Source organism: Arthrobacter burdickii (genome assembly GCF_030433645.1).
Taxonomy (GTDB): domain Bacteria; phylum Actinomycetota; class Actinomycetes; order Actinomycetales; family Micrococcaceae; genus Arthrobacter_D; species Arthrobacter_D burdickii.
On the sequence record NZ_JAROCG010000002.1, the window covers coordinates 643,731 to 654,836 of the forward strand.

General features: G+C 71.3%; 10 protein-coding genes. 7 read left to right on the plus strand and 3 right to left on the minus strand.

The window, feature by feature from the left end:
- Positions 1 to 4 precede the first annotated feature (4 nt).
- From P5G52_RS17405 to P5G52_RS17425, 5 genes are all read left to right on the plus strand, one after another.
- On the plus strand, positions 5 to 1,264 hold the full coding sequence (locus P5G52_RS17405; protein WP_301229857.1) for a glycine C-acetyltransferase: 1,260 nt from the start codon (positions 5 to 7) through the stop codon (positions 1,262 to 1,264).
- 54 nt (positions 1,265 to 1,318) lie between these two features.
- On the plus strand, positions 1,319 to 2,416 hold the full coding sequence (locus tag P5G52_RS17410; protein ID WP_301229859.1) for an NAD(P)/FAD-dependent oxidoreductase: 1,098 nt from the start codon (positions 1,319 to 1,321) through the stop codon (positions 2,414 to 2,416).
- Positions 2,417 to 2,562: 146 nt separating this feature from the next.
- Entirely contained in the window at positions 2,563 to 3,537 is a 975-nt protein-coding gene (locus P5G52_RS17415; RefSeq protein WP_301229861.1) for a cation diffusion facilitator family transporter, read from the plus strand.
- A gap of 24 nt (positions 3,538 to 3,561) precedes the next feature.
- On the plus strand, positions 3,562 to 4,044 hold the full coding sequence (locus P5G52_RS17420; protein ID WP_301229863.1) for a cation:proton antiporter regulatory subunit: 483 nt from the start codon (positions 3,562 to 3,564) through the stop codon (positions 4,042 to 4,044).
- Positions 4,045 to 4,051: 7 nt separating this feature from the next.
- Positions 4,052 to 5,251 (plus strand): cation:proton antiporter, encoded by a 1,200-nt coding sequence (locus P5G52_RS17425; protein ID WP_301229865.1) that lies wholly within the window; start codon positions 4,052 to 4,054, stop codon positions 5,249 to 5,251.
- Between the two features lie 44 nt (positions 5,252 to 5,295).
- Here P5G52_RS17425 and P5G52_RS17430 read toward each other — a convergent pair whose 3' ends face one another.
- From P5G52_RS17430 to hutH, 3 genes are all read right to left on the minus strand, one after another.
- Positions 5,296 to 6,048 (minus strand): SpoIIAA family protein, encoded by a 753-nt coding sequence (locus P5G52_RS17430; RefSeq protein WP_301229867.1) that lies wholly within the window; start codon positions 6,046 to 6,048, stop codon positions 5,296 to 5,298.
- A 119-nt stretch (positions 6,049 to 6,167) separates the two neighbouring features.
- On the minus strand, positions 6,168 to 7,013 hold the full coding sequence (locus P5G52_RS17435; RefSeq protein ID WP_301229869.1) for a siderophore-interacting protein: 846 nt from the start codon (positions 7,011 to 7,013) through the stop codon (positions 6,168 to 6,170).
- 49 nt (positions 7,014 to 7,062) lie between these two features.
- Positions 7,063 to 8,685: a histidine ammonia-lyase gene (hutH, locus tag P5G52_RS17440; RefSeq protein ID WP_435868719.1), complete on the minus strand. Its 1,623-nt coding sequence runs from the start codon at positions 8,683 to 8,685 to the stop codon at positions 7,063 to 7,065.
- Positions 8,686 to 8,747: 62 nt separating this feature from the next.
- On the opposite strand from hutH, the gene P5G52_RS17445 reads away from it, so the two are divergent.
- The gene (locus P5G52_RS17445; protein WP_301229873.1) at positions 8,748 to 9,428 is read left to right on the plus strand and encodes an IclR family transcriptional regulator; all 681 of its coding nucleotides are present in this window, start codon (positions 8,748 to 8,750) and stop codon (positions 9,426 to 9,428) included.
- On the plus strand, positions 9,425 to 11,104 hold the full coding sequence (gene hutU / locus P5G52_RS17450; RefSeq protein ID WP_301229875.1) for a urocanate hydratase: 1,680 nt from the start codon (positions 9,425 to 9,427) through the stop codon (positions 11,102 to 11,104). Before P5G52_RS17445 ends, hutU begins: the two co-directional genes overlap by 4 nt.
- Positions 11,105 to 11,106 lie beyond the last annotated feature (2 nt).

Genomic DNA, 11,106 nt, shown 5'->3' on the forward strand with positions numbered 1-11,106 from the left:
CACCATGTATTCAGCAGTCCGCGACCAGCTCGCCGGTGAACTCGACGACATCCGCACGGCCGGCCTCTTCAAGCGAGAGCGCCCCCTGTCCTCGCCGCAGTCCAGTTCCGTTACGGCCGGGGCGGACGGCGCCCGGGTGCTCAACTTCTGCGCCAACAACTACCTGGGCCTCGCCGACCACCCGGACATCATTGCGGCCGCCAAGGCAGCCCTCGACGAGCGCGGGTTCGGGATGGCGTCGGTCCGTTTCATCTGCGGCACCCAGGATCTGCACCTCGAGCTGGAACGCCGCGTGTCGGACTTCCTCGGCACCGAGGACACCATCCTGTTCTCCTCCTGCTTCGACGCGAACGGGGGAGTCTTCGAATCGCTCCTCGGTGCGGAGGACGCCGTGATCTCCGACGCGCTGAACCACGCCTCGATCATCGACGGCATCCGCCTCTCCAAGGCACAGCGCTTCCGCTACGCCAACCGCGACATGGCGGGCCTCGAGGCGAAGCTGCAGGAGGCGTCCGGGGCACGACGGCGCCTGGTCGTCACTGACGGCGTTTTCTCCATGGACGGCTACCTCGCCCCCCTCGAGGCCATCTGCGACCTCGCGGAGCGCTACGACGCGATGGTCATGGTGGACGATTCGCACGCCGTCGGCTTCATGGGCGCGACCGGCGCCGGTACGCCCGAGCATGCCGGGGTCTCCGACCGCGTGGACATCTTCACCGGGACCTTCGGTAAGGCGCTCGGCGGGGCGTCCGGCGGGTACGTCGCGGCGCGGAGGGAGATCGTGGCACTGCTGCGGCAGCGTGCACGCCCGTACCTGTTCTCGAACTCGCTCGCTCCGTCCATCGTCGCCGCGACCCTGACCGCGCTCGACCTGGTGCAGGACAGCGCCGACCTGCGCTCCACCCTGACCGCCAATGCGGCCCTCTTCCGCCGCCGCATGACCGACGAGGGCTTCGAGCTGCTCGAGGGCGAGCACGCGATCATCCCGGTCATGTTCGGCGACGCAGTGCTCGCCGCCCGTACCGCCGACGCGATGCTCGCGCACGGGGTCTTCGTCACGGCCTTCAGCTACCCCGTGGTCCCGAAGGGCGCCGCCCGGATCCGCGTCCAGCTCTCCGCGGCGCACACCGGCGAGGACCTCGAGGCCTGCGTCCGGGCCTTCGTCGCCGCGCGGGCCGAGGTGAGCGGGGACCAGCCGGACGCCGCCGGCGGGGACCAGCCGGACGCCGGGGCCCCCGGTGCACATCCCGGGGACGGGGCGTAGGCTCCCGGGCTCCGGGTGGCATCTGAAGGGGGACGTCCGTCCTAGGATGAGCGGATGAGTTCCCTCGAGTGCGATGTCCTGATCATCGGTGGCGGAATCGCCGGCCTGTCGCTGGCCTCCGTGCTGGCACCGTTCGCCAGCGTGGCCCTCGTCGAGTCCGAGCCCACGCTCGGGTACCACACGTCGTCGCGCTCTGCGCGGCAGCTCATCCCGAGCTACGGTCCGGAACACGTGGTGGACCTGACCCGCCGCACGCTGGACCTGCTGGCAGGGGTGCAGTCCTCCACCGGACTTCCCCTGACGGTGCCCCGGTCCTTCCTGCTCATCGGTTCCGCGGCGGACGTCGCGGCGGAGGCGAACTCCTCGATGCGCAGTCTGGCCAAGGCCGAGGCCCTCGAGCTGTGCCCGCAGCTCCGCCCGGAATCGTTCGAGGCCGCAGCCCTTGATACCGACTGCGTCGGCACCGACACCGACCTCCTGCTGGAGTACCACCGCAGGAGCGCCGGTGACGACGGCGTCATCATCCTTCCGGGCTCTCCCGTCACGTCCGCCCGCTACGACGGCGCGGGCTGGAGCGTCCGCGCGGGCTACCGCACGATCAGCGCCGGTGTGGTCGTCAACGCCGCCGGGGCGTGGGCGGACACGGTCGCCGAACTCTGCGGCGTCGGACCCCAGGGCCTCGTCCCGCTCCGGCGTACCGCCGCGATCGTCGCGGCGGACAACGCGCCGCGGATGGGGACGCCCATGGTCGCGGCCGCCGATGACTCGTTCTACTACCGGCCTGACGCTGAGGGGGTGCTGATCTCCCCGAGCGAGGCGGAGCCCGCCGAGCCCGGAGACGCCCAGCCCCACCCGGGCGACGTGGAGGCGCTCATCGACCACCTCGGCACGGTCACCACCCTCGGTATCACGTCGGTCCTGCGATCCTGGACCGGGCTCCGGACGGAGCGGGCCGGCGGTCTGCCCGTCGTGGGCTTCGACCCCGGCCACCCCGGCTTCTTCTGGCTCGCCGGGCAGGGCGGCTACGGTTTCCAGACGTCGTCGGGCATCGCAGAGCTCGCGGCCGTCCTGCTCACCGGCGCCGATCCGGTGGACCTCGGAGCCGACCCCGCCCGGATCGCAGCGGCAGCCACAGCCCTCCGGCCCGCCTGAGCCCCCCGACGTCGCCGCCCGCAACGGGCGCCACGGCGGGCCGGACCACGTCCCGGCGGCGAGGAGTTTCCGTACAGTAGGAACCGGAGACCGCCGGCACGCGTCGGCGGGCCGACTGCCGGTACATCGAACGTAGGGAACGGATCATGTCAGCAAGTGGAGGCAACAAGGCGATCATCGCGGCCCTCGCCGCGAACCTCACCATCGCCGCACTCAAGTTCGTGGCCTTCGCGCTCACGCGCTCGTCGTCCATGCTCGCCGAGGGCATCCACTCCGTGGCAGACTCCGGCAACCAGCTGCTCCTGCTCGTCGGCGGCAAGCGGTCCAAACGGCAGGCCAGCCCGGAGCACCCCTTCGGCTACGGCCGCGAGCGCTACATCTACGCCTTCATCGTGTCGATCGTCCTCTTCAGCGTCGGCGGGCTCTTCGCGCTCTACGAGGCGTACCACAAGTACCTCGACCCCCACCCCATCGAGGGGTCGTTCTGGTGGGTGCCCCTCGCCGTGCTGATCGGCGCCATCATCGCCGAGGGGTTCTCGTTCCGCACGGCCATCAAGGAGTCCAACCACACGCGCGGCAGCATGAGCTGGGTGCGCTTCGTGCGGACGGCGAAGTCGCCCGAACTGCCGGTGATCCTGCTCGAGGACTTCGGCGCCCTCGTAGGCCTGGCGTTCGCCCTGTTCGGCGTCTCCATGACGCTGCTCACCGACAACGGCCTGTGGGACGCCGCCGGCACCGCGATGATCGGCGTGCTCCTCGTGGCGATCGCCGCCGTCCTGGCCATCGAGACCAAGAGCCTGCTGCTCGGCGAATCGGCGTCCGCGCCGGCCGTGGCGAAGATCGAGGCAGCCATCAGTGACGGCGGGTCCACCCGGATCATCCACCTCAAGACCCTCCACCTCGGCCCGGACGAACTGCTCGTCGCCGCCAAGATCAGCGTGGAGAGCCAGGAGAGCGGCGCGCAGATCGCCGCCGACATCAACAGGGCCGAGGAGAGGATCCGGGCCGCCGTCCCCATCGCCACGACCATCTACCTCGAGCCCGACCTGTACGACCCGAGGGCCGCCTCGACGCCCTCAGCGAACGGAAGCTCCACCAGGCCCCTGCCCGGCAGCGACTAGCCGGCACAGGTCTAGGATGGGCGCATGAACGTCATTGAAACACCCCTCCCGGGTATCGGAGTGCGGCGCGAGATCCTCACGGGCTCCGGCCGGAGGGTGGGAATTGTCGCCCAGCGCGACGGCGACCTCGACCTGATCATCTCCAAGGCGGGGGACCCGGATGCCTGCGTCGCGTCCATCCCGCTCACCCCGGACGAGGCCGCCACCATCGGCAATCTCCTCGGCTCGCGGCAGCTCGTCGCGCAGCTGACGGAGGAGCACCGGGACCTGCCCGGCGTGACCACGCGCCAGTTCCTCATCGAGCGGGGCTCGCCCTTCGACGGCCGTCCGCTCGGGGACACGCGCATGCGCTCCCGGTCCGGGGCGTCGCTCGTCGCCGTCCTCCGCTCCGGCCAGGTGCAGGCATCGCCCACGCCCGACTTCACCCTCGCCGCCGGTGACCTGCTGGTGGTGGTGGGCACGTCCGAAGGCCTCGACGCCGCGGCGGACATCCTGCGTAACGGCTGAGCCGCCGGTGCACACGACCGCCCTGACCCTGATCGAACTCGGCGCCATCCTCCTGTTCCTCGGTATCCTCGGGCGGCTCGCCGGCCGGATCGGGCTCTCGCCGATCCCGCTCTACCTCATCGGGGGCCTGTTCTTCGGGCAGGGCGGCTTCATCGAACTCCAGGGCGTTTTGGAGTTCAGCGAGGTCGCCAGCGAGATCGGCGTGGTCCTGCTGCTGCTGATGCTCGGCCTCGAGTACACGGCGAAGGAACTCGTGACCGGCCTCCGCCAGTCCTGGCTTGCCGGGATCGTGGACTTCGTCCTGAACTTCACCCCCGGAGCCCTCGTCGCCGTCATCCTCGGCTGGGGCTCCGTCGCCGCGCTCGTGATGGGCGGCGTCACGTACATCTCCTCCTCCGGCATCGCGGCGAAGGTCATCGGCGACCTCGGCAGGCTCGGCAACCGAGAGACACCCACGGTCCTCGCGATCCTCGTCTTCGAGGACCTCGCCATGGCCATCTACCTGCCGGTCCTGACCGCGGTCCTCGCCGGGCTCAGCTTCGCCGGAGGGCTCGGGACCGTCGGGATCTCGCTGCTCGTCGTCACGCTCGTGCTGGTGATCGCCCTGCGCTGGGGCAACGTCGTCTCGGCCGTCGTGGACAGCACCGACCGCGAGGTCTTCCTCCTGACCCTCATCGGTGCCGCGCTCCTCGTCGCAGGACTCGCCTCGGCGCTGCAGGTCTCGGCGGCCGTCGGCGCGTTCCTCCTCGGCATCGCCATCTCGGGCGCGACGGCGGAGAACGCCGCGCGCATCCTCGAGCCGCTGCGCGACCTGTTCGCGGCCATCTTCTTCGTGGTGTTCGGGCTGAACACCGACCCGTCCTCGATCCCGCCGGTCCTCGGCGTCGCGCTGCTCCTGGCCGTCGTCACGTCGGCGACGAAGATCGCGACCGGCTGGTGGGCCGCCCGGCGGCAGGGCATCGGCCGGATGGGCCGGGCACGCGCGGGCAGCGCGCTCGTGGCGCGCGGGGAGTTCTCGATCGTGATCGCCGGGCTCGCGGTGGCGTCGGGCGCCGTCCTTCCGGAGCTCGCCGCACTGGCCACGACCTACGTCCTGCTCATGGCCGTCCTCGGACCGGTCCTGGCACGCCTCGCCGAGCCGGCGATGCAGCTCGTCGAACGGATCCCGAAGAGGCGTCCGCGGGAGGCCACGGGCCTGGCCTCGTGACCGCCCGGTGACAACCGGCCCGACGGGACCCTAGGAAGCCCGTCCTACCCCGGCCCCTGCCGGAAGCAGTCGGCCAGCCATGCCTGGGCCGGGCCGGTTGTCGTGAAGTGCCTGGTGGGGTAGGGCGGGTGGTGCTGCTGCTTGTAGTACGCGGTGATGATCGGATCCCCGCGTTCGGCTCCGACGATGGCCAGGGCCGCGATATCCAGCCCCGTCGCCAGGGAATGCAGCGCTTCCTCGGTGAGCGAGACCAGATGGTTGAGGCGGATGAGCATCGGTGGGCAGACCGACGGGCTGAGCTGGTGGACCCGCGCCACCAGCGCTTCCGCGACAGCGTTCGTGACATCCGTGCTGGACTCGCACTCGACCCACAGCACCTCTCCCCGCATCTCGGCCCGGAACGCCTCCCCGGGAGCTGAGGCGCCGTCCGACCCCGGGTCCTCCCGGAGCCAGGCGATCGCATCGGCTTCCTCGGTGAAGTACCGGCTCGGTGTCGCGGACCTGTAGTTGAAGGCCGTGAGTACCCTGCTCACCTCGTCGACGCCGACGACGGCTGTCCGGGTGGAACAGGTGTCGTCCACGAGCAGCTGCTTGGCTTCCGGCGTGATCCGCTCGACCCGGCCGATATACACCAGCAGCGGGCGCCTGCCCCGGGGGGACGCGGCAGTGACGGCCGCAATCGTCGATTCGATGTCCTCGGCCTGCAGGGTGACGCCGGACGCCCAGCGCAGGCACAGGAAGTCACCTGCGTCGCTCAGCGTGTAGCGCGGCAGCACCTGCTGATCTGTTGCGGTCATCTTCCCCCCGGTCCGCCGATCCCCTCCTGCCATGGTGGCCCCGGGAGCCCCTACTTTCAACCGCTCCGCAGGATGGACTCGCGACGCTACCGGCGCGGTGGGCCGGGGCCGGGCCCGTCCTAGTCGTCGAGGATCTTGCCGATCGGCTCGCGCTTCTCCGCCTGGAAGGTGTCCTCCTCGCGGCCGTACGCCCAGTAGCCCGACAGGGAGACCTGCGAGCGCGCGAGGTTCTTCTCCTTGAACAGGACGTCCCGCAGCGCCTTCATCGCCCCGCGCTCCCCGTGCACGAAGGCGTCGACGCGGCCCTCGGGCCACGGCCCGGCGGCGACGGCGTCCGCGAGCAGCGTCGTCGTGCCTGCCGCCTGCCCGTCCCGGTACAGCCAGTGCAGCTCGAGGCCCGCGGGAGCATCCAGGGGGAGGACCTCGGCGGCGCTGTCCACCTCGAGGTACGCGTGCCCGACGGCGGCCGGGTGCAGGGCCTCGATGCCGGCGGCGATCGCGGGGAGCGCGGAGTCGTCGCCGACGAACAGGTGCCAGTCGGCGTCCTGGTCCGGCGACCACTTGCCGGACGGTCCCATGAGCACCAGGGCGTCTCCCGGGGAGGCCTGCGCGGCCCAGGGACCGGCGATGCCCTCGTCCCCGTGCACCACGAAGTCGATGGCGAGGCGCCGCGCCTCGCGGTCCAGCGACCGGATGGTGTACGTCCGCTTCACGGGACGGTCGTCGGCCGGCAGCTCATCCTGCAGCGCCGCGAGATCGTAGGGCGGCACCAGCCCGAGCTCGGGCTTCGCGAAGAGCAGCTTCGCGTACATGTCCGTGGCGTCGCACTCCTGGAGGTCGGAGAAGCCGGGCCCGCCCGCGACGACCCGCACGAGGTGCGGGCTCAGCCACTGCGTCTCCTCCACGGTGAGGACGGCTTGGGGGCGCGGCGGCTTGCGGATCGATGCGGACACGGGCGAGGACATGGAGCGGCGCTTCTTTCTCGGGGAAGTAGTTAGTCCACCCTAACAAGCTTCACTGAAGAGGTGCTGGGAGCGTGCCGACCGCAGCGGCCAGCAGGGACCCGTCGTCGACCAGCATCCGGGCTGCCTCGATCTCCGGGGCGAGGTAGCGGTCCGTGCCCGGGCCCTCGACATCCTCCCGCAGCCGCGCCCGGACGGCGGTGATGGGAGCGGAGCTGCGCACACCGGCAGCACCGGCAGTGCCGCCGTCGCGCATGTCCAGCGCCCTCGCCGCGGTCAGGATCTCGATGGCGAGCACGCGGGTGAGGCCGTCGATGGCCTTCCGCAGCTTGAGCCCCGCCGCCCAGCCCATGGAGACGTGGTCCTCCTGCATCGCGGAGGACGGGATGGAGTCGACGGATGCGGGGTTCGCGAGGCGCTTGAGTTCCGAGACGATGCCGGCCTGCGTGTACTGCGCGATCATGTGGCCGGAGTCGACGCCGGGATCGTGGGCCAGGAACGCGTTGAGGCCGTGGCTGCGCGACTTGTCGAGGAAGCGGTCCGTGCGGCGCTCGCTCATGGAGGCGACGTCGGCGACGGCGATCGCGAGGAAGTCGAGCACGTAGCCCACGGGTGCTCCGTGGAAGTTGCCGTTCGACTCGATCCTGCCGTCGGGGGTGATCACGGGGTTGTCGATGGCGGAGGCGAGTTCGATCGAGGCGACGGACTCGGCGTGCGCGAGGGTGGCACGCGCCGCGCCGTGGACCTGCGGTGCGCACCGCAGCGAATAGGCGTCCTGGACCCGGGTGAAGCGGTGGCGGCCGGTCTCCGAGGTGAGCTGCTCCGCGATGAGGGGGGAATCGTGGAGCAGCGACCGGATGTTGGCTGCCGACGCCACCTGGCCCGGATGCGGACGCAGGGCGTGGAGATCCTCCGCGAAGACGGCATCGGTGCCGAGCAGTCCCTCGACGCTCATCGCCGCCGCGAGGTCCGCCGTCGTGAAGAGCCGGTGCAGGTCGGCCGCGGCGAGGACCAGCATTCCGAGCATCCCGTCCGTCCCGTTGATCAGGGCGAGGCCCTCCTTCTCGCGCAGCTGCACGGGGGCGATGCCCGCCGCCGCGAGGGCTTCGGCGGCGGGGACGAGGTCGCCGGAGCCGGTCCGGACGCTGCCCTCACCCATCAGGGCCAGGGCCACGTGGGACAGCGGCGCGAGGTCTCCCGAGCAGCCGAGGGACCCGTATTCGCCCACCACCGGGGTGATGCCCGCGGTGAGCATCGCCGCGTAGGTCTCGGCGACGACGGGCCGGACGCCCGTGCGCCCCGTCGCGAGGGTGGAGAGGCGTCCGAGCATGAGGCCGCGCACCACCTCGCGGTCCACCTCGGCGCCGGACGACGCCGCATGGCTGCGGATGAGGCTGCGCTGCAGCTGGCTCCGCTGGTCCAGCGGGATGTGCTTGGTGGCCAGGGCGCCGAAGCCGGTCGAGACACCGTAGTGGGGCGTGCCGTCGTCGACGAGGGAGTCGATGACGGCACGGGACGCGGCCATGGCGGCCAGCGCCTCGGGAGCCAGCTCGACGGCTGCTCCGTGCCGTGTCACCGCCACGACATCGGCGGGGGACAGGGGGCCTGTGCCCACGATCACGGAGTGCTGGTTCACGGTGTGCCTCGGTTCCTGCGGCGGTGCCGCTATTGCCATAGAGTGAAAAGGACGTTTCAATAAGTGAAATGCATGGCAAGGCTGAAAGCAAGGAGGGGACCGTGGCGGAATCATCGACACGCACCGTCGAGCGCGCCCTCGTGCTCCTCGGGGCGGTCTGCGACGCGGGGTCGCTGACCCTCGCGGACGCGGCGCGGGAGACGGAGCTCTCGGCGTCGACCGCCCTCCGGCTCCTGCGCACGCTGGAGGGCACGGGATTCGTCCGGCGGGACGGGCTCGGGACGTACCGGCCAGGACTCCGCGTCATGCAGCTCGGGGCGCAGGCACTCGGCCACGAGTCGCTCGTCTCCCTCGCGGAACCCGCGCTGGAACGCCTCGTGGACCAGACCGGCGAATCGGCCTACCTGAGCGTCCCGTCCCACGACGGCGAGGGCGTGTACCTGGCGATGCGTGAGGGGACGCACTCCGTCCGCCATGCCAGCTGGGTGGGACGCAGCATCCCGCTGGCGGGAACCGCCGTCGGCGCCGTCCTGACCGGGGGCCCCGCCGAAGGCTTCGTCGTCGTCCGCGACGGCGTCGAGGCGGACGTGACCGCCATCGCCGCGCCCGTCTCGCCGGGCGGCAGGGCCGTCGCGGCGCTCAGCGTCGTCGTCCCCAGCTATCGCATCACCGAGGCGGAGGCCCGCCGCATCGGAGCGCTCGTCGCGCGGGAGGCCGCCGCCCTCCTCACACCATCCGCCCGCGTCACCGCGACCGGGGACCTGACAGGAGAACCAGCATGACCAGCAGCCCCACGACCCCCACGCACGACCCCTCCCGCTCCATCCGGGCGGCCCGCGGCACGCAGCTGACCGCGAAGAGCTGGCAGACGGAAGCGCCCCTGCGCATGCTGATGAACAACCTCGACCCCGAGGTGGCCGAACGCCCCGAGGACCTCGTGGTCTACGGCGGCACCGGCCGGGCCGCGCGGAGCTGGGCGGCCTACGACGCGATCGTCCGCACGCTCGAGACCCTCGACGACGACGAGACGCTGCTCGTGCAGTCGGGCAAGCCCGTCGGCGTCTTCCGCACCAACCCGTGGGCACCCCGGGTGCTGCTGGCCAACTCCAACCTCGTCGGCGACTGGGCCACCTGGCCCGAGTTCCGGCGCCTCGAGGCCGAGGGCCTCATGATGTACGGGCAGATGACCGCGGGGTCCTGGATCTACATCGGGACGCAGGGCATCCTGCAGGGGACCTTCGAGACGTTCGCGGCCATCGCGCACAAGCGGTTCGGCGGGAGCCTCGCCGGCACCCTGACCCTGACCGGCGGCTGCGGCGGCATGGGCGGCGCCCAGCCCCTCGCCGTCACCCTCAACGGCGGCGCGGTCCTGATCGTCGACGTGAGCGAGGCGCGCCTCTGCCGCCGCGTGTCCAAGCGGTACCTGGACACTGTGGCGGACACGCTCGACGACGCCGTCGAGCAGGTCCTCGCGGCGAAGCGCGAGAAGCGCGCGCTGTCGGTCGGCGTCGTCGGCAATGCCGCCACCGTCTTCCCCGAACTGCTGCGGCGCGGGCTCGACGTCGACATCGTCACCGACCAGACATCCGCCCACGACCCGCTGAGCTACCTGCCGGAAGGGATCGCTCCCGACGAATGGGAGCGCGAGGCCTCCGCCGACCCCGAGGGTTTCACCAAGAAGTCGCAGGCCTCCATGGCCCTGCACGTCGAGGCGATGGTCGGCTTTATGGATGCCGGTGCCGAGGTGTTCGACTACGGCAACTCCATCCGCGACGAGGCGCGGAAGGGCGGCTACGGCCGCGCGTTCGACTTCCCCGGCTTCGTCCCCGCCTACATCCGCCCCCTGTTCTGCGAGGGGCTCGGCCCGTTCCGCTGGGTGGCGCTCTCGGGCGATCCCGCGGACATCGCCGTCACCGACGCCGCCCTCAAGGAACTGTTCCCCGACAACGGCCACCTGCACCGCTGGCTCGACGCCGCCGCGGAGCACGTCGAATTCGAGGGCCTGCCGGCGCGCATCTGCTGGCTCGGCTACGGTGACCGCGCGAAAGCCGGGCTGCTGTTCAACCGGCTGGTCGCCGAGGGCAAGGTCTTGGCCCCGATCGTCATCGGCCGCGACCACCTCGACTCCGGGTCCGTGGCCTCGCCCTACCGTGAGACCGAAGCCATGGCGGACGGCTCCGACGCCGTCGCCGACTGGCCCCTGCTGAATGCCCTGCTCACGACGTCGTCGGGGGCCACCTGGGTCTCCATCCACCACGGTGGCGGCGTGGGCATCGGACGCTCCATCCACGCGGGCCAGGTCTCGGTCGCGGACGGGACGGACCTCGCCGCCCAGAAGCTCGAGCGCCTGCTGACCAACGACCCCGGCATGGGAGTCATCCGCCACGTGGACGCCGGCTACGAACGGGCCCGCGAGGTCGCCGCGGAGCGCGGCGTGCGCATCCCCATGGAATCCTGAGT

Bases quoted from the DNA above. Each gene is read 5' to 3' on its own strand.
- P5G52_RS17405 (WP_301229857.1), top strand. From the start codon at position 5: ATGTATTCAGCAGTCCGCGACCAGCTCGCCGGTGAACTCGACGACATC.
- P5G52_RS17410 (WP_301229859.1), top strand. From the start codon at position 1,319: ATGAGTTCCCTCGAGTGCGATGTCCTGATCATCGGTGGCGGAATCGCC.
- P5G52_RS17415 (WP_301229861.1), top strand. From the start codon at position 2,563: ATGTCAGCAAGTGGAGGCAACAAGGCGATCATCGCGGCCCTCGCCGCG.
- P5G52_RS17420 (WP_301229863.1), top strand. From the start codon at position 3,562: ATGAACGTCATTGAAACACCCCTCCCGGGTATCGGAGTGCGGCGCGAG.
- P5G52_RS17430 (WP_301229867.1), bottom strand. From the start codon at position 6,048: ATGACCGCAACAGATCAGCAGGTGCTGCCGCGCTACACGCTGAGCGAC.
- P5G52_RS17435 (WP_301229869.1), bottom strand. From the start codon at position 7,013: ATGTCCTCGCCCGTGTCCGCATCGATCCGCAAGCCGCCGCGCCCCCAA.
- hutH (WP_435868719.1), bottom strand. From the start codon at position 8,685: ATGGCAATAGCGGCACCGCCGCAGGAACCGAGGCACACCGTGAACCAG.
- hutU (WP_301229875.1), top strand. From the start codon at position 9,425: ATGACCAGCAGCCCCACGACCCCCACGCACGACCCCTCCCGCTCCATC.